Here is a 22,032-nt window from a genome sequence, read left to right as displayed (position 1 = left end):
GGGTTCTGTCTAGGAGCGCCGGAGGTTTCGAGCCTCGGACCAGACCACCGGACGGCGGGTCTGACCACCTCGGCCGTGGGGCCGAGCAGAACTCCAGTCTAACCACGGGACCAGGTCCCTCCGGGGCCACCGACCGCCGTGACGCGGTTCACAGACGCCCGTACGGCCCGTCCCGCCGGCCGGGCGGGACAGGCCGTATGTCAGCCGGTCAGCGGGTGGACCGCGACGGGGGCGGCCCCCGGTGACCGTCCCTCACCGGCTCAGCCGCTGGAACCTCCGTACGGCCAGCGGCAGGAAGACCGCCGTCAGGACGAGGGGCCACACCCCCGCCATCAGCAGCGCGTGCCGCTCCACCCAGGAGTCGCCGCCGCCGACCGGGGTGCCGAACAGGTCGCGGGCCGCGGCGGCCGTGGAGGAGATCGGGTTCCAGGAGGCCACCCAGCCCAGCCAGTCGGGCATCAGCTGCGGGGCGACGAAGATGCTGGAGATCATCGTCAGCGGGAACGCGACCGCGAACAGGCCGCCCGCCGCCTCCGGGTTGGGCACCAGCAGGCCCAGCCACACCCCGATCCAGATCAGCGAGAACCGCAGCCACAGCAGCAGCCCGAAGGCCGCGAGGAAGCCCCAGCCGCCGTCCGGGCGCCAGCCCATGGCCAGCGCGGTCAGCATCAGGATGGCCAACTCCGCGCAGGCGACGACGAGATCGGTCACCCCGCGCCCCGCCACCACCGCCGAGGACGCCATCGGCATGGAGCGGAACCGGTCGATGACCCCCTTGGTGGAGTCGTACACGACGACGGTCGCGGTGTTGATGAAGCCGAACGCCATCGTCATCACGAACATGCCCGGCATCAGGAAGTCCTTGTAGTCCCCTCCTCCGGGGACCGTCATCGCGCTGCCGAAGACATAGCCGTAGAGGAGGACGGAGAGGATCGGGAAGCCCAGCTGCCAGGCGATGTTGACCGGCTGGCGCCGGTAGTGGGTCAGGCCCCGGCGGACGATGTTCCAGCAGTCCGCGACCGCCCAGTAGGCGGGGCCGTGCGCGGCCGGTGCGGTGGTGCTCATGCCGCCGTCTCCTTCTCCGTACGGTGTCCGGTCAGGCGCAGGAACACGTCGTCGAGGCTGGGCCTGCGCAAGCCCAGGTCCTCGACCCGTACGCCCTCGTCCTGGAGGGTGCGCGCCACCTCGGTCAGCGCGGCCACCCGGTCGGTCACGGGGGCGTGCACCCGCAACTCGGTTTCGTCCGACTCGGGTTCGCCGTCGGCGACCCGGGCGACCACCTTCACCGCGCGCGGGATGTCGGAGCGCTCGGCGACGACGACCTCGATGCGGTCGCCGCCGATCAGGTTCTTCAGCCCGTCCGGGCTGTCGTCGGCGATGGCACGTCCCTGGTCGATGACGGTGATCCGGGAGGCCAGCCGGTCGGCCTCCTCCAGGTACTGCGTGGTCAGCAGCACGGTGGTGCCGTCGGCCACCAACGCCCTTACGGAGTCCCAGACCTCACCGCGGCTGCGGGGGTCCAGTCCCGTCGTCGGCTCGTCCAGGAAGAGCACCGCCGGGGCGAGGATCATCGAGGCGGCGAGATCGAGGCGGCGGCGCATGCCGCCGCTGTAGCCGCCGACGCCCTTGTCCGCGGCGTCGGTCAGGCCGAACCTCTCCAGCAGTCCGGCCGCCCGCGACGCGGCCCGCCTGCCGCCGAGGTGGAACAGCCTGCCGAACATCTCCAGGTTCTGCCGCCCGGTGAGCACCTCGTCCACGGCCGCGTACTGCCCGGTGAGCCCGATCCGCGCCCGCACCTCGCGCGGCCTCTTGGACACGTCGAGCCCGGCGACCGTGGCGCGGCCGCCGTCGAGGCGGATCAGCGTCGACAGGATGCGTACGGCGGTGGTCTTGCCGGCTCCGTTCGGTCCGAGCAGTCCGTGCACCGTGCCCTCGCGGACGGCGAGGTCGAAGCCGTCGAGGGCGCGCTTCTCGCCGTAGCGCTTCTCCAGGGCCTCGGCCCGGACCGCGTAACCGTCGTTCATGGGTCCCCCCTTCCAATAACTGGGTACACCGTACCCGATTGCGCGTACACCGTACTCAGTTTTTTGAGGGCGGATCTAGAATTCCCCCATGACGAGCGGTTCGGGCGGTACGGAGACCAGTGGGAGCGGCGACATCGGCCGCACCCTCGACCTGCTGTGGGACACCGGTCCGCGGCCGAGCCGCGGCCCGAAGCCGGGGCTGACGCTGGACCGCATCGTGGAGACGGCGATCGAGGTCGCCGACCGGGACGGGATCGGCGCACTCTCGATGCGCCGCATCGCCACGGAACTCGGCACCGGAACGATGTCCCTGTACCGCTACGTCCCCGGCAAGGGCGAGCTGCTCGACCTGATGCTGGACCGGGTGCAGCGGCCCTCGCAGGACGCGGCGGCGCTCGGTGACGGCGGCTGGCGCGCGGCGCTGGAGGCCCTGGGGCACGCCACCCTCGCGCTGTACCGCCGGCATCCGTGGCTGCTGGAGGTCAACCAGTCCCGCCCGATCCTCGGCCCGAGCGCGCTGGAAGGCATGGAGAAGGTGCTCTCCCGGATCAAGCCGATGGGACTGTCGGACCCCGAGCTGCTGTCGGCGATCATCATGATCGACGGGTATGTGGTCGGGGCCGCGCGGACCCTGCTGTACCAGGAGCAGGCCGAGCGCGGCTCCGGGCTGACGGACGCGCAGTTCTGGGAGGCGCAGCGGCCGGCCCTGGAGAAGGCCATGCTCAGCGGGCGCTATCCCGTGCTGGCCGGGCTGTCGGAGGACACCTTCGCCTCCGGTTTCGACCACTTCGGGTTCGGGCTGCGGCGGATCCTGGACGGCCTGGAGGTGTTCGTCGCCGCCCGGCGGGCCACGGAGTGACGGAGACCCGCGGGCTCAGCGGCGGCGGCGCAGTCGCCTCAAGCCGAACAGGAGCGCGACGAAGGCGCCCGCCGCGACCAGGGCGCCGACCTTGACGGTGCCGCCCTCGCCGTCCGCCGCCGTGTTCTTCCCGTCGGACGCGCGAGCGCCCTCGCCGCCGCCCCCGCCGTCCCCGCCCGGTACGTCCCGGGCCTCCACCGGGCTTTCGGTGCCCTCGCTGCCGTACATCAGGCGGGAGCCGTCGGCGGAGTAGGTGACGGACTCGCCCTGCCCCTGGAGCGGGACGCTCAGCCGGCCCTCGCGTTTCGGCTCGCCGCCGTTCCAGGAGTAGTGGATGCCGCCGAAGTAGCCGCGTACGGCGAGCTGCCGGCCGTCCGGGGAGAGCGCGGCGTCGGTGGCCCACAGGCCGATGGGGGCGACCGGCCGGAACACGTTGCCGCCGGACGCCGACAGTTCGGCGGGTCCCTCGTACAGGTGCCCGCCGTCCTCGTTCTTGTCGATGATGTAGACCCGTCCGGTCTTCGGGTGCACGATCATCGACTCGGCGTCCCGGGGCCCGTCGGAGTACTTCACGACGTACTGCGTGGCCCGGACGGTCGCGTCCTCGAGCTTCTTCGGCTCGGGCAGTTCGTAGATCCACACGTAGGGCCAGGTGCCGCCGAGGTTGTCGCCGATGTCCCCGACGAAGATCTTGTTCCCGGGGCCGATGGAGATGGCCTCGACGTCGCGCGGGGTGCCGATGCCGGTGAGGGTGAGGCGGGCGACGGTCTCGCCGGTCGCGCTGTCGACGGCGTAGAGGTAGGGGCCGTCGTCGCTGTCGTTGTGGGTCCAGTAGACGCCGGGGTGGAGGCGGGACGCGGCGAGTCCGCTGGACTCGGTGATGCGCGCGTCCTTGATCGTGAACCCGTCGTTCCCGTCGGCGGCGGAGGTGGCGGACGCGGCGGGCATGGCGAGCGCGCCCACGAGGAGGGTCGCGGCGATCAGGGCGAAGGGTCGGCGCATGTGCCAAGAGTGCCACTGATCAAGGCACTTCAGGGCAGGTGTCCGGGCTCACATCGCGGCGTTCCGGCCGATCGTCCATGATGATCGGGTGCTCAGGTTCATGCCCGTAGGTGACTCCATGACGATCGGGAGCGCGGGTGAACACACCTGGCGTCACCGGCTGTGGCAGCACCTGTGCACGGCGTACGGCGGCCCGTTCACGCTGGTCGGCCCGCGTGAGACGCTCCACGACCCGGTGACGGACGCCCCCACGTCGTACGCGTACGCCGATCCGGACTTCCCCCGCGCCCATCTGGCCGGCTGGGGCGAGGGCTGGCAGCACATGACCCCGCTGATCGGCGACGCCGTACGCTCCTGCCGCGCGGACGTGCTGCTGGTGTCGCTCGGCCTGATCGACCTGGGCTTCTACACGAACGCGGAGCAGACGGCGGAGAACGTCCGCGCGTTCGTCACCGAGGCGAGGGCGGCCAGGCCGCGTATCCGCGTGGCCGTGCTGCCGGTGATCCGGAACATCCGGGTCGAGGCGGATGCGACCTTCGCCGAACAGGTCACCGACTTCAACGACCTCCTGGCGAAGACGATCACCGACCTGGACGCCCCCGCCTCCCCCCTCCTCCTGGTCCCGCCCCCACCGTCGTACGACTTCCACACGGACACCTACGACGGCACCCACCCCAACGAAACCGGCGAGCACAAGATCGCGGGCGCTTTCGCGGAGGCGATGTGGCGGGAGTGGGACCTGGGCGGGCCGTACGAGGCGGGGTAGCCGCCGGACGGCTACTGGCATATGCGCCCGGTCCCGTGTCCCGCTCACCGTGCGTATCGTTGTACCGCGCGGTGGTATTCGTCCGTGGGGCAGCCGGGGAGGAGCGCCACGATGACCGTCGTAGACGACAGGATCTCCATGGCCGACGTCAACAGGCAGCGCTTGGACGAGTGGTTCGAGCGGCTGGAGCGGATGCCCGTCCCCGAAGGATTCCGGGTCGAGATCGTCGGGGGCACCGTCTACATGACACCGCGGCGGGACACTCATTGGGAGATCATCCGTCGGATCGTGCGGGCCGTGGAGGACAGGTTCGGCATGGATGTCCGGGTGTTCTCGGACGTCCGCATCGACTTCCCGGGCCATGAGAACGGACTCTGCCCGGACGTCGCCGTGCTCCGCGCCTCCGCCGAGAAGGACTACGAGGGCCGTTGGCGGTACGAGGACGTCGAGTTCGCCTTCGAGGTCATCTCCGAGGGCACGGCCGCCAACGACTACGGCCCGAAGAAGGCCGCCTACGCGACCGCCGAGGTCCCCCTCTACGTCATCGCCGACCCCTACCAGGGCCGCTGCTACGTCTACACCGACCCGAAGAACGGCGACTACGTCACCCGCACGAGGGTGGACTTCGGCGACGACATCGACCTGACGGGCACCGTGGCCGACCTGACCGTGAGCACCGCGGCCTTCCCCCGGGACCGGTCTCCTCTTGCATAGAGCGCACTCCAAGCCGTTGGCTTGGTGACCATGAGGTACACGCAGCTCGGACGCACGGGACTCAAGGTCAGCCGGCTCGTCCTCGGGACGATGAACTTCGGTCCGCAGACCGACGAGGCCGACAGCCACGCCATCATGGACGCCGCGCTGGACGCGGGACTGAATTTCTTCGACACCGCCAATGTCTACGGCTGGGGCGAGAACAAGGGCCGCACCGAGAGCATCATCGGCAGCTGGTTCGCCCAGGGCGGGGAGCGCCGCGACAAGGTGATCCTCGCGACCAAGGTGTACGGCAACATGGCCGCCGACGGCGAGGCGTGGCCCAACCACGACAAGCTGTCGGCCGTGAACATCCGGCGGGCCGTCGACGCCAGCCTGAAGCGGCTCGGAACCGACTACATCGACGTCTACCAGTTCCACCACGTCGACCGGAACACGCCGTTCGATGAGATCTGGCAGGCGATCGACGTCCTGATCCAGCAGGGCAAGATCCTCTACGTCGGTTCCTCGAACTTCCCCGGCTACAAGATCGCCCAGGCCAACGAGACCGCGGCCCGGCGCGGCGGCACCATCGGCCTGGTGAGCGAGCAGTGCCTCTACAACCTCGCCGAGCGCCGCGCCGAGATGGAGGTCGTCCCGGCCGCGCGGGAGTACGGCCTCGGGGTCATCCCGTGGTCGCCGCTGCACGGCGGGCTGCTGGGCGGTGTGATCAAGAAGGAGGTCCAGGGCGGCCGGCGTGCCTCCGGACGGGCCGCCGACACCCTGGCCGACCCGGCGTCCCGCGCGCAGATCCAGGCGTACGAGGACCTGCTCGACAAGCACGGTGTCGAGCCGGGCGAGGCCGCGCTGGCCTGGCTGCTCACCCGTCCGGGCGTGACCGGCCCGATCGTCGGCCCGCGCACGGCCGAGCAGCTCGCGTCCGCGCTGCGGGCGGTCGAGCTGGAGCTGAGCGAGGAACTGCTGACCGCACTGGACGAGATCTTCCCGGGCCCGGGCCCGTCACCGGAGGCCTTCGCCTGGTAGCGGCGCGTACGGGGAGGGCGGCGGCGTCAATTGCCCAGCGCCGCCGCCAGCGCCACCACGAGGAACATCAGTACGAGCACACCGGCCATGATCCGGTTACGGGTCTTCGGGTCCACGCCGTCGAGCCTAACCGGCCGCGCCCAGTGACCGGCGGGCGACCGCCTCATAGCGCGGCTGCTCGCCCGGCACTCCGGACGTCGGCAGGCTGCTGCGCACCAGCACCAGCTCGTCCACCGTCCAGGTCCGGCTGCGGAAGGCGTCCAGGACCTCGAGGTACGGGCGTACGTCGACGGCGTCCCGGCTGCGGGCCACCGTGAGGTGGGCCTTGTAGCGCCGGTGCTCGTCCATCGGCACGCCCGCCTTCCGCGCGGCCGCCTCCGCCCGTCCGGCCAGCAGCCGCATCGTGTCCAGTTCCCCCTCCGCACCGGCCCACAGCGCCCGGCCCCGTCCGAACTGGCCGCCGCCCCGCACCGCCAGCCGGAACGGCCGGGTCCGCGCGGCGGCCCGCTCCAGCCGCGCGGTCAGCTCCGGTACGAGGCCGTCGTCGACCTCGCCGTAGAAGGCGAGGGTGAAGTGCCAACCGGCCCGCTCGGTCCACCGCATCCCGTCGGCGCCGGGGAGTTCCGTCAGTCGTCCCACCTCGGCGGCGAGCTCATGGACCACGTCCTCCGGCGGCAGCACGGCGGCGAAGAGTCTCATGGGTCCAGTCTGCCTGGGCGCACCCCTGTCACCCATACGTCGTTCTCCAGCCCGACCGCGCTCGTCGGGAGCGCTGGACGGAGAGGATTGTGATGACCGGGACGGCCGACAGCGGGCCACTCACACTCGACGCGATGTTCGAGTGGCTGGAGGGCGTGGTCCCCGAGGGGTACAAGTCCGAGATCGTAGGAGGGCACATCTTCCTGACGCCCCAGCGCGACACCCACTGGGACATCACCATCGGTATCCTCGAGCAACTGCGCCCCAGGTATCCGCTGAAGCGCCTGCTGTCCGACGTCCGCATGGACTACCCCGGTCATCTCAACGGCTTCGCCTCCGACGTGGTGGCCCTCGCCGAGGGACCCGGCCGGCGCGCCGAGTTCGTCGCCGAAGTGATCTCCCGGGAGACGTCCGGCAACGACTACGGCCCCAAGAAGGCCGCCTACGCCGCCGCCGGCGTCCCGGTGTACCTGATCGTCGATCCGTACACCTGCGAGTGGCACCTGCACACTCTGCCGCATGAGGGCGAGTACCACGGCCACGTCCGCTTCGGCTTCGGCACGGTGATCGATCTGACCGGCACGGCCGTCGGCCTCGTCATCAGGACCGACGAGTTCCCCCGCTACGCCGCCGGTGCCAGCGCCTCCTGACGCTCGCGCGGAACGAACCGCAGCCGTGGGGTGCCGCGGTGCCAGCCCACCGAGAGGCGGAGGCCGCCGGCCCTCGCCAGGATCAGGCCGATGACGGCCGCCGCGGTCATCGCGACCGCGCCGCCGGCCGCGAAGCCGACGCGGGCGCCGTAGGTGTCGGTGATCCAGCCGACGATGGGGGCGCCGACCGGGGAGCCGCCGAGGAAGACCATCATGTAGAGGGCCATGACGCGGCCGCGTACCGCAGGGTCGGTGGACATCTGGATGCTGGTGTTGGTGGTGACGTTGACCGTCATGGAGAACAGGCCCAGCGGGATCATCAGCAGGGCGAACATCCACAGCCGCGGTGACGCGGAGGCGAGGATCTCCAGCCCGCCGAAGGCCAGCGCGGCCAGGATCAGCAGCCGCAGCCGGGCCGTGCCGCGCCGGGCGGCGAGCAGGGCGCCGGAGACGGAGCCGACCGCCATCAGGGTGTTGAACATGCTGTAGACGCCCGCGCCCCCGTGGAAGACGTCGTCGGCGAAGGCCGAGAGGTAGACGGGGAAGTTGAAGGCGAACGTGCCGATGAAACCGACCAGGACGATCGGCCAGATCAGCTCGGGCCGCCCGGTGACATAGCGCAGGCCCTCCCGCAGCTGCCCCTTGCCGCGCGGGGCGCGCTCGACGGCGTGCAGCTCGCGGGCGCGCATCATCAGCAGGCCGGTCAGCGGGGCGATGAAGGACAGCCCGTTGAGGAGGAACGCCCAGCCGGTGCCGACGCCGGTGATCAGCAGACCCGCGACGGCGGGGCCGACCAGGCGGGCGGACTGGAAGTTCGCGGAGTTCAGGCTGACCGCGTTCTGCAGCTGGCCGGGGCCGACGAGCTCGGAGACGAAGGACTGGCGGGCCGGGTTGTCGACGACGGTCGCGAGACCGAGGGCGAAGGCGGCGACGTAGATGTGCCAGACCTCGACCCGTCCGGTCAGGGTGAGGACGGCGAGCGCGAGGGCGGTGAGGGCCATCGCGACCTGCGTGACGAGCAGCGTGGGCCGCTTGCGCAGGCGGTCGACGAGGACGCCGCCGTAGAGGCCGAAGAGGAGCATCGGCAGGAACTGCAGGGCCGTGGTGATGCCGACGGCGGCCGAGGAGCCGGTGAGGCTGAGCACCAGCCAGTCCTGGGCGATGCGCTGCATCCAGGTGCCGATGTTGGAGACGACCTGTCCGATGAAGAACAGGCGGTAGTTCCTGATCCGCAGCGAGGAGAACATCGAGTTCTTACGGGCGGGGGGTCCGGGGGCGGGCAGGGTGTCGTGGGGGTCAGGTGCGGGGGCGGAAGCTGCTCCGGATCCCGTACTCAAAAGGGCTCGCCTCCTGGCTGCTGCGGTGCTCGGTGCTCAGATGTGTGCGAGTTTCTCCAGCACGGGGGCGGCGGCGCGGAGTTTCGCCCACTCGTCCTCGTCGAGGTCCTCGACCAGTGATGCCAGGAACGCGTTCCGCCTGCGGCGGCTCTCCTCGAGCATCGCCTCGGCCCGCTCGGTCTGCGTGACGACCTTCTGGCGCCGGTCGTCGGGGTGCGGTTCGAGGCGGACCAGTCCCTTGGCCTCCAGCAGGGCCACGATGCGGGTCATCGACGGCGGCTGGACATGCTCCTTGCGGGCGAGCTCGCCCGGGGTGGCGCTGCCGCAGCGGGCCAGGGTGCCGAGCACCGACATCTCGGTGGGGCTGAGCGACTCGTCGACACGCTGGTGCTTGAGCCGACGGGACAGCCGCATCACGGCGGATCGAAGGGCGTTCACGGCGGCTGCGTCGTCGCCATGGCTGAAGTCCGGCATGTTCTTTAGCGTAACTCATTACTCTCGCTAAAGACCACTCGGAGCACACGGGCTCGCCCGTGACTCCCGCCACCGGCACGCCGTATCACTCGAATGAGTGATCCATCCTCGAATCGTGGCGCACCACACCGGGCTGTGCAGCGACCCTCATGCGCATGGGGACAGAAGTGTTCAGCCTGCGGATAGACCACGAACTGCTCGAACGGCTCCGGGAGCATGCCGCCAAACGCGGCATGAGCGTCCAGGACTATGTCGTCCGGACGCTCATGCGCGATGACTTCGACCAGCGGTTCCAGACCGCCGTCGAGGAGACGGAGAGGTTCTACGGGGTCACCTGAGCCCCCGCGGCCGGATCAGGTCAGGCCCAGCGCCGGCATCAGGTAGTAGAAGGCGAACACCGCCGCCACCACGTACATCGCCGACGGGACCTCACGGCCCCGGCCGGCGGCGAGCCGCAGCACGGCGAAGGCGATGAAGCCCATGCCGATGCCGTTGGTGATCGAGTAGGTGAACGGCATCATCAGCATGGTCACGAACGCCGGGATGGCGATCGTGTAATCCGCCCAGTCGATCTCCTTGACCGAGCCCGCCATGATCAGGAAGCCCACCGCGACCAGCGCCGGGGTCGCCGCCTGGGACGGGACCATGGTGGCGACGGGCGTGAGGAACAGCGCCAGGGTGAACAGTCCGCCGGTGACGACGTTGGCGAAGCCGGTCCGCGCGCCCTCGCCGACACCGGCCGTGGACTCCACGAACGCGGTGGTGGCCGAGGAGGAGCTGGCGCCGCCGGCGGCGACCGCGACACCGTCGATGAACAGGACCTTGTTGATGCCGGGCATCTGGCCCTGCGCGTCGGTCAGCTTGGCCTCGTCGGAGACGCCCATGATCGTGCCCATCGCGTCGAAGAAGCACGACAGCAGCACGGTGAAGACGAACAGGACACCGGTCAGCACACCGACCTTGCCGAAGCCGCCGAACAGGCTGACCTCGCCGATCAGCCCGAAGTCGGGGGTGGCGACCGGGTTGCCGGGCCAGGTCGGCGTCGTCAGGCCCCAGGAGGGGATGTCCGCCACCGCGTTGATGATCACCGCGAGGACCGTCATCGCGACGATCGAGATGAGGATCGCGCCGGGCACCTTGCGCACGATCAGCGCCAGTGTGAGCAGCGCGCCGAGGATGAAGACGAGGACGGGCCAGCCGTCGAGGTGGCCGCCGACGCCGAGCTGGAGCGGGACGGTGGTCTGGGCGACGTCCGGGATACGGGTGACGAAGCCGGAGTCGACCAGGCCGATCAGCAGGATGAACAGGCCGATGCCGATGGCGATGGCCTTGCGCAGCCCGTGCGGGACGGCGTTCATCACGCGCTCGCGCAGGCCCGTGGCGACCAGCAGCATGACGACGAAACCGGCCAGCACCACCATGCCCATGGCGTCCGGCCAGGACATGCGCGGCGCGAGCTGGAGCGCGACGACGGAGTTCACGCCGAGGCCGGCGGCGAGCGCGATCGGGACGTTCCCGATGACACCCATGAGCAGCGTGGTGAACGCGGCGGTCAGGGCGGTCGCGGTGACCAGCTGGCCGTTGTCCAGCTGGTGGCCGTACATGTCCTTCGCGCTGCCCAGGATGATCGGGTTCAGCACGATGATGTACGCCATCGCGAAGAAGGTGGCGAAGCCGCCGCGGATCTCACGCGGCAGGGTGCTGCCGCGCTCGCTGATCCGGAAGTAGCGGTCCAGGGCGCCGGACGCGGCACCGGACCCCGGCTGCTCGGGGGTGGGGGCCTTGGTGGGGGCCGACGGGGACATGCGGGGACCTCATCACCGGCGGGCCTCCCCCGACGCCCTTTGGTGTTTTCTACGAAGATAAATGGCCAGAGACAAACGGATTCAGTATGAACATATAACGCCGTCCCCGCTATCTCCGCGCGTAGACGGGCGTGGCAGCGTGCGGTGCCCGTCACGTGCGCGGCCCTCGTAAGCTGTCCGCATGGCCGGGCTTATTTCGGGATCCCCCGAGCACGAGGCGCCGGAGCCCCTGGAGGGCCCCGTGGTCGCCACCATCGTCGGCGGCACGATCATCTGGTTCGTGCTGTTCCTGGTGCAGCTGCCGTTCTACGGCTGGTTCGACGACCACGGCCACACCTGGTGGCTGTGGACCTGCCTGGCCGGCGGCGGGCTCGGCTTCATCGGCATCTGGTACGTCCGCCGGCGCGACGCCGCGATCAAGCGGGCGGAGGCGGCGGAGGCGGCACGGGTGCCGGGACAGTCCGCGGCCCCGTCGGCGGACTGAGCGCGACGGCTCCCGCGCCGCGGCCGACCGGCCGGCGCCGGGCGGCCGCCCTCCGTAGCACCGTCGTACGCCGTACGACCACGGCACTACGGCCGTTGCGCGGCCGTCCTCCCCAGGTCGGATCTTCCGCCCATCGGGTGGGTGAAGCGCCGAATCCGCACGTAACGTCGAATGCATGACGCATCTCGAGGCGGGCGACCGGGTCGATGCCGTACAGCCCGCCAGGGTCACCTCACCGGTGACCGGGCTGACCTCGGCGGAAGTGGCGCAGCGGGTCGCGGGCGGGCAGATCAACGACGTACCGGTGCGCAGCAGCCGGTCCCTCACCGAGATCGTCCGGGCGAACGTGTTCACCCGGTTCAACGCGATCATCGGCGTGCTCTGGGTGATCATGCTGGCGGTCGCGCCGATCCAGGACAGCCTGTTCGGCTTCGTGATCCTCGCCAACACCGGGATCGGCATCGTCCAGGAGTGGCGGGCGAAGAAGACCCTCGACTCCCTCGCGGTGATCGGCGAGGTACGGCCCACGGTGCGCCGGGACGGGAAGGCGGCGGAGATCGCCACCTCCGGGATCGTGCTGGACGACCTGATCGAGATCGGGCCGGGCGACAAGGCCGTCGTCGACGGGGTGTGCGTCGAGGCGGACGGTCTGGAGATCGACGAGTCGCTGCTCACCGGTGAGGCCGATCCGGTGGTGAAGCAGCCCGGTGACCGGATCATGTCCGGCAGCTTCGTCGTCGCGGGCGGCGGCTCCTTCCAGGCGACCCGGGTGGGGCGCGAGGCGTACGCGGCGCAGCTCGCCGAGGAGGCGTCCCGGTTCACCCTCGTCCACTCGGAGCTGCGGACCGGGATCTCCACGATCCTCAAGTACGTGACGTGGATGATGGTCCCGACCGCGATCGGTCTGATCATCAGCCAGCTGGTGGTCAAGGACAACGAGCTGAAGGACTCGATCGCCCGTACGGTCGGCGGGATCGTGCCGATGGTTCCCGAGGGGCTGGTGCTGCTCACGTCCGTCGCCTTCGCGATCGGCGTGATCCGGCTGGGCCGTAAGCAGTGCCTGGTGCAGGAGCTGCCCGCGATCGAGGGGCTGGCCCGCGTGGACACGGTGTGCCTGGACAAGACGGGCACGCTCACCGAGGGCGGCATGGACGTCACCGGGCTGCATGTGCTCGGGGACGGCGACGAGGCGTACATACGCCGGGTGCTGGGCGAGCTCGGCTCGGCGGACCCCCGCCCGAACGCCTCGCTGAGGGCGATCATCGACGCCTACCCGGACACCACGGACTGGCGCCTCACCGACACCCTGCCCTTCTCCTCCGCCCGCAAGTACAGCGGCGCGACGTTCGACGAGGGTGCGGGCGGGGAGGCCGTGACCTGGCTGCTGGGGGCGCCGGACGTGCTGCTGGAGCCGCGGGACCCGGCGCTTGCCGAGACCGTCCGGATGAACGAGGAGGGGCTGCGGGTACTGCTGCTCGCCCGGGTCCGCGAGGGCGTGGACGTCGACGACCCCGAGGCCGCGCAGGGCGTGCGGCCGGCCGCGCTCGTGGTGCTGGAGCAGCGGCTGCGCCCGGACGCGGCGGACACCCTGCGCTACTTCGCCGAGCAGGACGTCCGGGCCAAGGTGATCTCCGGGGACAACGCGGTGTCGGTCGGCGCGGTCGCCGCCAAGCTGGGCCTGTCCGGTACGGCGGTGGACGCGCGCGGGCTGCCCGCGGACCGGGACGCCATGGCCGGGGCGATGGACGAGGGCACGGTGTTCGGGCGGGTCACCCCGCAGCAGAAGCGGAACATGGTGGGCGCGCTCCAGTCGAGGGGCCGTACGGTCGCGATGACCGGGGACGGCGTGAACGACGTACTGGCGCTGAAGGACGCGGACATCGGCGTGGCGATGGGCTCCGGTTCGGAGGCCACGCGCGCGGTCGCGCAGATCGTGCTGCTGAACAACAGCTTCGCCACGCTGCCGTCGGTGGTGGCGGAGGGACGGCGGGTGATCGGCAACATCACCCGGGTCGCGACGCTGTTCCTGGTGAAGACGGTGTACTCGGTGCTGCTGGCGGTGCTGGTGGTGATCTCGCAGGTGGAGTACCCGTTCCTGCCGCGCCATCTGACGCTGCTGTCGACGCTCACCATCGGGGTCCCGGCGTTCTTCCTCGCCCTCGCGCCGAACAAGGAGCGGGCGCGGCCGAACTTCGTACGGCGGGTGATGCGGTACGCGATCCCGGGCGGGCTGGTGGCGGCGCTGGCGACGTTCGCGACGTACCTGCTGGCGCGGGAGTACTACACGGGGGCGGGGTCGCTGGAGGCGGAGACGAGCGCGGCGACGCTGACGCTGTTCCTGATCTCGATCTGGGTGCTGGCGATCATCGCCCGGCCGTACACCTGGTGGCGGATCGGTCTGGTGGCGGCGATGGGCGGGGCGTTCGTGGTGGTGCTGGTGGTGCCGTGGCTCCAGCACTTCTTCGCGCTGAAGCTGGTGGGCATGACCATGCCGTGGACGGCGGCCGGTGTCGCGGTCGTCGCGGCGGGGATGCTGGAGCTGCTGTGGCGGCGGGTGGACCGGCGGCTCCCCGGAATGTGACCACGTGATGAAGACGACGCCCAGGCGGTTCGACGCTTCACCCGTGAAGTAAGTGACCATGGAGTCCCCGACCCAAGCGATCGGAGACGACACACCTGATGAAGCCGCGCGGAAAGAAGACCGACAACTCGCAGTCCCGGTCGCGGAGAAGCGAACTGGCGGCCCAATTGTCCGCGCCCGTGAGGGCCTTCATGGCGACCGAGGCAGGCAGTGCCGGACTGCTGCTGATCGCCGTGGCAATCGCCCTGTTCTGGGCGAATTCACCCTGGTCGGAGGCGTACACATCTCTTTGGCACACTGAGGCGTCCGTCACACTCGGCGACGCCCGGCTGTCGATGGACCTGGGTCACTGGGTCAACGACGGGCTGATGGCCCTCTTCTTCTTCGTCATCGGTCTCGAAGTGCGCCACGAGCTCTCCGTGGGCTCGCTGAAAGAGCGCCGCAAGGTCGTGATCCCCGGCCTCGCCGGGATCGGCGGCATGCTCGTGCCGATCGTGCTGTACCTGGCGATCGCGCCCGGAGGTGAGGCCGCCAAGGCCTGGGGTGTCGTGATCGGCACCGACACGGCGTTCATGCTGGGCGCCCTCGCCGTGGTGGGCCCCCGGTTCGTCACCCAGTTGCGGGTCTTCCTGCTCGCCATCACCGTCATCGACGACATCGTGGCCGTCACCGTGATCGGCGTGGTCTACTCCGGCAGCATCAACGTGCCGGAGCTGATCGCCGCGCTGCTCCTCGGCGTGGTCCTGTCCGCGCTGACCCGCTTCGGGGTCTGGCGGTCCGCGCCGTACGTGCTGATCGTCCTCGTGATGTGGCTCGCCACCCTCAACGCCGGCCTCCACGCCTCCATCGCGGGCATGCTCGGCGGTCTGCTCATCCCGGCCCGCAAGCCCTCCCGCGAGGGGGTGGAGCAGGCCGCGCGGCTCTTCCGCGCCTTCCGCCAGTCGCCCCGCGCGGACGTCGGCAAGACCGCCCGCAAGGGACTGCAGCAGGCCGTCTCCGTGAACGAGCGGCTGCAGACGGTCCTGCACCCCTGGTCCAGCTATGTCATCGTGCCCGTGTTCGCGCTGGCCAACGCCGGTGTCGACCTGCGCGACGGGGTTCTGACCAACGCCCTGGGCTCCGCCCTCACCTGGGCCGTGGTCGTGGGCCTCGTCGCCGGAAAGGTCATCGGCATCTGGGGCGGCGCCGCCCTCGGTACCCGGTTCGGCCTCGGCAGGCTCCCGACCGGGGTGGCACCGGGCCACGTCCTGGGCGGCGGCGCGCTGTCCGGGCTCGGGTTCACCGTCTCCCTGCTGATCGTCGGGCTCGCCTTCCAGGATCCGGTCGCCCGCGCGCAGGCGACGGTCGGTGTGCTGCTCGCGGCCGTGTTCGCCACCCTCGCCGGCTGGCTGATCTTCCACCTGGCCGCGGTGCTGAAGGGCCAGACGGACGCGGACCTTCCCCGCTACCTGGACCAGCCGGTCGACCCGGAGCGGGACCACATCCTCGGTCCCGTGGACGCGCCCCTGACCCTGGTGGAGTACGGCGACTTCGAGTGTCCCTTCTGCGCCCGCGCCACCGGCGTCACCAAGGAACTGCGGCAGCGTTTCGGCGACCGGTTCCGCTACGTGTTCCGGCACCTGCCGCTGCCCGACGTGCACCCGCACTCCGAACTCGCGGCGCGGGCGGCCGTCGCCGCCGACAACCAGGGGCGCTTCTGGGAGATGCACGACCTGCTCTACGCGCACCAGGACGAACTCGAGTACGAGGACACGGCGGGGTACGCGTCCGAACTCGGCCTCGACGTCGAGAAGTTCCTCCGCGATCTCGACACCGACGAGACCGCCGAACGGGTCCGCACGGACGCGGCCGGCGCCGAGGCCAGCGGGGTCCGCGGCGCACCGACGTTCTTCATCGGCAACCGCCGACACACGGGCCCGTACGACGCGGAGACGCTGGCGCGTGCGCTGGAGGCGTCCGGGGAGGAGTCGGGGGCGACACGGCTGTCGGCGGAGTAGCCGGGCGACCCGGGCGACCCGGGCCCCGGCACCCCGGAGCCTGCCGGTGTTGGTAGCGGGCGGGGGTGTCTGCGCAGCCCGGCGCCTGCGGGGTGCCGTCGCGCCCACCCGTGCCGCCCTGCGGCACGACTGCCCGCGGAGGGCGGAGGCGACACGACCGACCGCGGAGGGCGGGGGCGGGACGGAAGCCGGCACGACTGCCCGCGGAGGGCGGAGGCGACACGACCGACCGCGGAGGGCGGGGGCGGGACGCAGGCCGGCACGACTACCCCCTCCGCCCCGCGGCACGACCGACCGCGGAGGGCGGGGGGCGTCGCGTTTGCCCTCCCACCCTGCCCCTGGGCACCGGCGGCCGGGCGGTCGGCGAGGTGGTGGTCAGTCGAACCAGCGGTCCCGGGACAGTTCGTCCGTGCGGGACGGATCCTCCAGCAGCGCCGCCACCTCGAAGCGCCGCGGCCACTGGCCCGCCGCCCAGGCGAGCCCCGCCGCCACCCCCTCCAGCGTCGCCGCGTGCAGGACCCCGTCGTCCGTCAGCCGCCAGTCGATCTCCACGCCGTCCACGACGAGTTCCTCGTGCTCGACGTACACGGCCGGGGTCCGCGACCCCAGCAGCACCCGCACCGGCTCCGGTACGTCGTGCTCCGCGCCCTCGGAGTCCACCTCGCCGGTGACGGACTCGCTCAGCCGCCGCACCTGGAACAGCTCCGCCAGCTCCGCGGCCCGCGCCGGCCGGACCGGCAGCAGCGGCACACCGGAGGTGAACGGCAGCAGGTCGGGCGAGTCGACGACCACCGCGTCCGCCGCGTCCACCACCTCCACCCGCCCGTCGACCACGGCCCGCAGATCGTCCGGCAGGGTCACCTGCTCGGGGTCCAGTTCCGCCAGCGCGCCGTAGAGCGCGTGGAGCTGGGCCGCCGTGACCGGCCGTCCGGCGTCGGCGAGCCGGTCCAGCAGTTCCGCCGCACCGCCCGGTTCGTCCAGCAGCGCGGCCACCGACGTCCGTACGCCCAGCGCCCGCAGCACCTGCTCGTCCTCGAACCCGCTCGCGTCGGCCTCGTCGTACAGGCCGCGCAGCAGCGGGTCGCCGCCGGCCGCGCGCAGTCCGGCGGGGCGCCGCCCGCCGATCACCGGGTGCCCGCGCAGCCACCACGCGGTGTACGGCCGTACGACCTCGTGGGTGCCGTCGTGCAGCAGGATCCGGACCGGCTGGACGAGCGCGTCGCGCAGCGGGGGCCGGGACAGCAGGGCAAGGGCCTCGGGCCACCGGTCGTCGTCCACGAGGTCGAGGTCGCGCACGGCGACGATCTCGGTGGCGACGGGCGGGACGGGGCTGTCCGGGAAGCGGTCGAGGACGTCCTCGCTCCACACGTCCACGGCGTCCAGCAGACCCGCGTCGTCCGGCTCGGCGAAGTCCCCTTCGCGGGGCTCCAGTTCGTCCGGGTCGAGGACGACGTCGGTGGCGCGGATCAGTGCGAAGCCGACCAGCACCCCGCAGGCGGCGAGCGGCTGTTCACCCCACCTGTCGGCCAGTTCGGCGTCCACGGAGGCGAGTTCACCCTCGCGCATGACCTGGGCGAACGGCCCGCCGGGGAAGACGAGTTCGCAGGCCGGGGAGAGTTCGCCGTCCTCGTCGGGGAGGGCGAGCGCGCCCAGCCAGGGCTCGTCACCGGGTTCGAGGCCCGCGTCGCGCACCAGCGCGAGGACGGTGTCGGCGAGTTCCTCGGCGTCCGGGGCGTCCTCCTCCCAGTTCAGCCCGCCCTCGTCGTCCAGTGAGGCGGCGACGGCGGCCCGCACCTGGGGGGTGGTGAGGACGGCGCGCGGGGTGGCGGGGAGCGCGCCGAGCTTCTCCAGGAGGGGGTGGGCGGCGTCCGGGTGCGCGACCTTCAGCCCCAGCCGGGCCAGCACCTCGGGGTCGATCCGGGCGGCCTCCGTGCCGGGCAGCAGCACCTGCCGGGGCCCGATCGCCGTACGCCCGTCGGCCAGGGGGACGGGAAGCCCGGACAGCCGGTCCGGGTCGACCCCGGCGAGGCTGTCGTACAGCCGCCGCCACCAGTCGGGGGACTTCTCCAGACCGGCCAGCCGGTCGATCGCGTCGGTGAGCGGCACCCGGGCGACACCCAGCGTGCGCAGCTCGGCACGGCGTTCGAGCCCGGCGGGCAGCAGGGTGGGCAGGACCTCGGCCAGTACCCGTACGGTGTCGGCGCCCGCGCTCTCGACGACCTCGGCGTCCCGGGGCCGCAGGGACTCGGGCAGCTCGGAGTCGTCGTGCTGCCCGTCCCGCTCCGCGGCGGGCGGCAGGAAGGACGTACGCGGCAGCCGTTCGAGGATCGCCCGGCGCAGGGCCCCGTCCAGTTCGCCCTTGCCGAGCGGGCCGGGCACGAGGTCGATGAGGCCCGCGGTCACCGGGCGCCAGTCGGCGAGGAGCCCGGTGTAGGCGTCGGCGGCGCGCTGTACGAGGAAGTCGGTGAGCGGGCCGGGCGCGGCGTGCCGGCGGGTGGAGTCCAGCGGGAGGGACGCGATGAGGAGGGCGGGCACGCCGAGGGGCTCGTCGCTCGGGGTGGGCGCGTGCACGACGGCGCCGGTGCGGGGCCGGGCGGGGGTGCCGTCGCCGTCCACGGGGACGGCCCAGGTGACCGACCAGAACGGCCGCAGCCGCTCCTCGACCGGCCGGCCGGCGAGCAGGTCGGGGGTGAGCGGGCCGTGCTCGGCGGCGGTGCGCCAGCGGGTGGTGCCCTCCCGGGAGTCCTCCACGACGGTGAGTCCGTCCTCGTCACGGCGGCTGACCGTACGGGGCTCGGTGTCCCCGATCTCGACGACGACCTCTTCCAGGCCGGGCAGGGCGAGCAGCAGGGCGTCGTCGACGGCGTTCAGCAGCCGCTCGGCGAGGTCGGCGGCGGCGGTGTCCCGCAGGGGAAGGATGACGGCGGTGTCGTACGGGCCGGGCGCGGTGCCCTCGGCGGCGAACGGGAGACGCAGCAGCGGTACGTGCCCGTCCCGGCGGCGGACCTCGTCCCCCAGGCCGGGACTGTGCCGGGCGGTGTCGTCCGCGAGCTCCCGTGCCTCGGCCAGCGACCAGCGGATCCCGCCGTGCCGGCCGACGACGGCGGGCTCGTCGGTGACGGCGAGGACGGCGGCGAAGCCGACGCCGAACCGTCCCACGGCCCGGTCGGGGGCGTCCCGCTTGGCGGAGGCCCGCAGCGTGGACAGCGACTCGACGCCGGCCGCGTCCAGCGGCGCGCCGGTGTTCGCGGCGACGAGGACGTCCTCGCGCAGGGTGAGCCGCAGCCGGCCCGGTACGCCGGCCCGGGCGGCGGCGTCGGCGGCGTTCTGCGCCAGCTCGACGACGAGACGGTCCCGGTAGCCGCCGAGGACGAGGTCCTCCTCCGCGTTGGCGTCCTCACGGAAGCGGGCGGGACTGGTGGCCCAGGCGTCCAGGACTCCGCGTCGCAGACGTGCCGTACCGAACGGATCGGCTCCCTCGGCTGCGGGCCGCACGAACTTGCTCACGTTCATCTCTCCTCATCGGCCCTCATCGGCGTGAGGTCGAAGGTACCGCCCCGCGACACCCCGGGGACGCGGTGTCCATGTCCCGCCGCACCCTGTGGATGATCAGCACTGTGCTGCTCGAGTCGCTGTCCGTCGCCGCCCTGGCCGTGGTGCTGGTGTGTGCCGTCGTCCGTCCCTTCCGCTGGCCGGAGGCGGCGTTCGCCGTGCCCGCCGCCGGCCTCGTGGTCGCCACCGGCGCCGCCCCGCTGGACGCGGTACGGGAGGAGGCCGCCCGGCTCGGGCCGGTGATCGGCTTCCTCGCCGCCGTACTGGTGCTGGCGAAGCTCTGTGCCGACGAGGGCCTCTTCCACGCCTGCGGGATCTGGATGGCCCGCTGGTCCCGCCACCGGCCGCGCAGACTCCTCGGAGCCGTCTTCGCGCTCGCCTCGCTGATCACCGCCGCGCTCAGCCTGGACGCCACCGTGGTCCTGCTGACGCCGGTGGTGTTCGCCACCGCCACCCGCATGGGCGCCCGCCCGGCACCCCATGTCTACGCCGGCGCGCACCTGTCCAACACGGCGTCCCTGCTGCTGCCGGTGTCCAACCTGACGAACCTGCTCGCGTTCGCGGCGACGGGGCTGAGCTTCACGCGTTTCGCGGCGCTGATGCTGCTGCCGTGGCTGGCGGCGATCGCCGTGGAGTACGCCGTCTTCCGCCGCTTCTTCGCCGCCGACCTGGACGCGCCGCCGACCGCGCCCAGGACGCCGGAGCAGCCGCCCGAGCTGCCGCTCTTCGCCCTGGTGACGGTGGCCGCCACGCTCGCCGGGTTCGCCGTGGCGTCCGCGCTCGGCGTCGACCCGGCGTGGGCGGCGGCGGCCGGCGCGACCGTGATGGCCGTACGCGCCCTGTCCCGCCGCCACACCACCCCGGCGGCGATCCTCCGCTCGGCCGACCTGCCGTTCCTCGCGTTCGTCCTCGCGCTGGGCGTGGTCGTACGGGCGGTCCTGGACCACGGTCTGGACGACGCGCTCGGCGCGATCCTCCCCGACGGCACGGCCCTCCCCGCCCTGCTGGGCATCGCCGCCCTGGCCGCCGTACTCGCCAACCTCATCAACAACCTGCCCGCGGTCCTCGCCCTCGCCCCGCTGGCCGCCCCGTCCGGGCCCGGCGCGGTCCTCGCGGTGCTGCTCGGCGTCAACATCGGCCCGAACCTCACCTACGCGGGCTCCCTGGCCACCCTCCTGTGGCGCCGTATCGCCCACCACCACGCCCACGAGGTCAGCCTCAAGCGCTTCACGCTGCTGGGCCTGGCCACCGTCCCGGCGGCGCTGGTGGCGTCGACGGTGGCGCTGTGGCTGTCACTGGAGCTGCTGGGCGGCTGATTCCACCGGGATCCCGGAGACCCAGGCCACATCGGGGCGGGGCGCCCGGTGACAAGCGGCACAGGCGGAACGGTGCCCACTACCCGGAATAGTGGTGATGCGAGGGATCCCAAATCGGACATTTGGTGCGCAGAGCTGACCGATCGGCTTGAAATGGGGCTTTCGCCCCGACCGGACCCGTCCGTCAAGAGACGTGGATCTCACGCCCGATGTACGACGTTTCGTCGTAGGTCACACCTTTGCGGCTTTTGGGCGGGGGCGGTTACCACTGGAACAGCCAGCGCGGCACGGACTCGTTCCACCGCCGGCTTCCCCCGCCCCCTCACCCAAGAGGTTTTCGATGTTCGAGCGCGTCACGTCCCGTTTCCCCCGTACGACCGACACCCGCACCCGCGCCGCCGTCCTGGCCGCCGGTCTGGGCGCCACGGTCGTCCTGGGAGCCGGGGTCGCGGTCGCCGCCGCCGAGAACACGGCCGTGTCCGGCAGCGCCACCGCTGTCCAGGCGCAGGCCGCCGCTCAGGCCGAGGCCGCGAAGACGCAGGCCGCGAAGGCTCAGGCCGCCAAGGCCACCAAGGCCGCCGCCGCCAAGAAGCAGGCGTCCTGGGTCTCCCCGGTCAAGAGCTACCAGCTCTCCGCGAGCTTCGCCGCGGACGGCGGCATGTGGGCGCACAAGCACTCCGGCCAGGACTACGCCGTCCCGACCGGCACGAAGGTCATGGCCGCGCACGGCGGCACCGTCGTCAAGGCCG

General features: G+C 71.8%; 18 protein-coding genes and 1 pseudogene. 11 read left to right on the top strand and 8 right to left on the bottom strand.

Annotated elements, in window-relative coordinates; all coding sequences use genetic code 11:
* Window positions 1–252: 252 nt before the first annotated feature.
* Both IF28_RS0107825 and IF28_RS0107820 read right to left on the bottom strand, forming a co-directional pair.
* A complete protein-coding gene (locus tag IF28_RS0107825) occupies window positions 253–1,065 on the bottom strand; it encodes an ABC transporter permease (protein ID WP_030215931.1) in 813 nt (270 codons plus the stop codon).
* Entirely contained in the window at window positions 1,062–2,024 is a 963-nt protein-coding gene (locus IF28_RS0107820; protein WP_030215930.1) for a daunorubicin resistance protein DrrA family ABC transporter ATP-binding protein, read from the bottom strand. The genes IF28_RS0107825 and IF28_RS0107820 overlap by 4 nt, the downstream gene beginning before the upstream one ends.
* 88 nt (window positions 2,025–2,112) lie before the next feature.
* On the opposite strand from IF28_RS0107820, the gene IF28_RS0107815 reads away from it, so the two are divergent.
* Window positions 2,113–2,883 carry a TetR/AcrR family transcriptional regulator gene (locus IF28_RS0107815; protein ID WP_030215929.1) on the top strand — a complete coding sequence of 257 codons (771 nt, stop codon included), beginning with the start codon at window positions 2,113–2,115 and terminating at the stop codon, window positions 2,881–2,883.
* Between the two features lie 15 nt (window positions 2,884–2,898).
* On the opposite strand, the gene IF28_RS0107810 is transcribed toward IF28_RS0107815, so the two are convergent.
* On the bottom strand, window positions 2,899–3,885 hold the full coding sequence (locus tag IF28_RS0107810; RefSeq protein ID WP_030215928.1) for a hypothetical protein: 987 nt from the start codon (window positions 3,883–3,885) through the stop codon (window positions 2,899–2,901).
* Window positions 3,886–4,003: 118 nt separating this feature from the next.
* Here IF28_RS0107810 and IF28_RS0107805 point away from each other — a divergent pair, with 118 nt between their 5' ends.
* The 3 genes from IF28_RS0107805 to IF28_RS0107795 all read left to right on the top strand — a co-directional run bounded on the left by IF28_RS0107805 (window position 4,004) and on the right by IF28_RS0107795 (window position 6,388).
* The gene (locus IF28_RS0107805) at window positions 4,004–4,651 is read left to right on the top strand and encodes a GDSL-type esterase/lipase family protein (protein WP_234325016.1); all 648 of its coding nucleotides are present in this window, start codon (window positions 4,004–4,006) and stop codon (window positions 4,649–4,651) included.
* Between the two features lie 111 nt (window positions 4,652–4,762).
* Complete coding sequence (locus tag IF28_RS0107800; RefSeq protein ID WP_030215926.1) at window positions 4,763–5,365, top strand: Uma2 family endonuclease; 603 nt, start codon at window positions 4,763–4,765, stop codon at window positions 5,363–5,365.
* Window positions 5,366–5,395: 30 nt separating this feature from the next.
* On the top strand, window positions 5,396–6,388 hold the full coding sequence (locus IF28_RS0107795) for an aldo/keto reductase (protein WP_030215924.1): 993 nt from the start codon (window positions 5,396–5,398) through the stop codon (window positions 6,386–6,388).
* A gap of 126 nt (window positions 6,389–6,514) precedes the next feature.
* On the opposite strand, the gene thpR is transcribed toward IF28_RS0107795, so the two are convergent.
* Window positions 6,515–7,087 (bottom strand): RNA 2',3'-cyclic phosphodiesterase, encoded by a 573-nt coding sequence (gene thpR, locus IF28_RS0107785; RefSeq protein ID WP_030215922.1) that lies wholly within the window; start codon window positions 7,085–7,087, stop codon window positions 6,515–6,517.
* 92 nt (window positions 7,088–7,179) lie between these two features.
* Between thpR and IF28_RS0107780 the strand changes: the two genes are divergently transcribed.
* The gene (locus IF28_RS0107780; protein ID WP_030215920.1) at window positions 7,180–7,737 is read left to right on the top strand and encodes a Uma2 family endonuclease; all 558 of its coding nucleotides are present in this window, start codon (window positions 7,180–7,182) and stop codon (window positions 7,735–7,737) included.
* Here the strand turns inward: IF28_RS0107780 and IF28_RS0107775 are convergent.
* Both IF28_RS0107775 and IF28_RS0107770 read right to left on the bottom strand, forming a co-directional pair.
* Complete coding sequence (locus IF28_RS0107775) at window positions 7,710–9,074, bottom strand: MFS transporter (protein WP_030215917.1); 1,365 nt, start codon at window positions 9,072–9,074, stop codon at window positions 7,710–7,712. The genes IF28_RS0107780 and IF28_RS0107775 overlap by 28 nt on opposite strands.
* A gap of 36 nt (window positions 9,075–9,110) precedes the next feature.
* Entirely contained in the window at window positions 9,111–9,548 is a 438-nt protein-coding gene (locus IF28_RS0107770) for a MarR family winged helix-turn-helix transcriptional regulator (protein WP_030215914.1), read from the bottom strand.
* 155 nt (window positions 9,549–9,703) lie between these two features.
* Between IF28_RS0107770 and IF28_RS0107765 the strand changes: the two genes are divergently transcribed.
* Window positions 9,704–9,886: a ribbon-helix-helix protein, CopG family gene (locus IF28_RS0107765; protein WP_037892877.1), complete on the top strand. Its 183-nt coding sequence runs from the start codon at window positions 9,704–9,706 to the stop codon at window positions 9,884–9,886.
* A 15-nt stretch (window positions 9,887–9,901) separates the two neighbouring features.
* Here IF28_RS0107765 and IF28_RS0107760 read toward each other — a convergent pair whose 3' ends face one another.
* A complete protein-coding gene (locus IF28_RS0107760) occupies window positions 9,902–11,353 on the bottom strand; it encodes an NCS2 family permease (RefSeq protein WP_030215909.1) in 1,452 nt (483 codons plus the stop codon).
* Between the two features lie 181 nt (window positions 11,354–11,534).
* Between IF28_RS0107760 and IF28_RS36230 the strand changes: the two genes are divergently transcribed.
* The 3 genes from IF28_RS36230 (at window position 11,535) to nhaA (ending at window position 16,415) form a co-directional block, all read left to right on the top strand.
* Window positions 11,535–11,837 (top strand): DUF2530 domain-containing protein, encoded by a 303-nt coding sequence (locus tag IF28_RS36230; RefSeq protein WP_030215906.1) that lies wholly within the window; start codon window positions 11,535–11,537, stop codon window positions 11,835–11,837.
* 175 nt (window positions 11,838–12,012) lie between these two features.
* A complete protein-coding gene (locus tag IF28_RS0107750; RefSeq protein ID WP_030215903.1) occupies window positions 12,013–14,418 on the top strand; it encodes an HAD-IC family P-type ATPase in 2,406 nt (801 codons plus the stop codon).
* A 191-nt stretch (window positions 14,419–14,609) separates the two neighbouring features.
* Window positions 14,610–16,415, top strand: coding sequence for a Na+/H+ antiporter NhaA (gene nhaA, locus IF28_RS0107745; RefSeq protein WP_037892817.1), 1,806 nt, complete (start codon window positions 14,610–14,612; stop codon window positions 16,413–16,415).
* A 375-nt stretch (window positions 16,416–16,790) separates the two neighbouring features.
* Here nhaA and IF28_RS0107740 read toward each other — a convergent pair whose 3' ends face one another.
* A complete protein-coding gene (locus tag IF28_RS0107740) occupies window positions 16,791–19,922 on the bottom strand; it encodes a sacsin N-terminal ATP-binding-like domain-containing protein (protein ID WP_030215896.1) in 3,132 nt (1,043 codons plus the stop codon).
* A gap of 98 nt (window positions 19,923–20,020) precedes the next feature.
* On the opposite strand from IF28_RS0107740, the gene IF28_RS0107735 reads away from it, so the two are divergent.
* Window positions 20,021–21,283, top strand: a complete 1,263-nt coding sequence (locus IF28_RS0107735) for an SLC13 family permease (RefSeq protein WP_030215893.1) — start codon at window positions 20,021–20,023, stop codon at window positions 21,281–21,283.
* A 340-nt stretch (window positions 21,284–21,623) separates the two neighbouring features.
* A pseudogene (locus IF28_RS0107730) lies at window positions 21,624–22,032 on the top strand (M23 family peptidase); the annotation flags it as partial.

Origin of the sequence: Streptomyces sp. NRRL WC-3626 (assembly GCF_000718785.1) — a bacterium.
GTDB classification, from domain to species: domain Bacteria; phylum Actinomycetota; class Actinomycetes; order Streptomycetales; family Streptomycetaceae; genus Streptomyces; species Streptomyces edwardsiae.
Note: the sequence above shows the minus strand (reverse complement) of the source record. Positions and strands in the feature narration are given on the sequence as shown.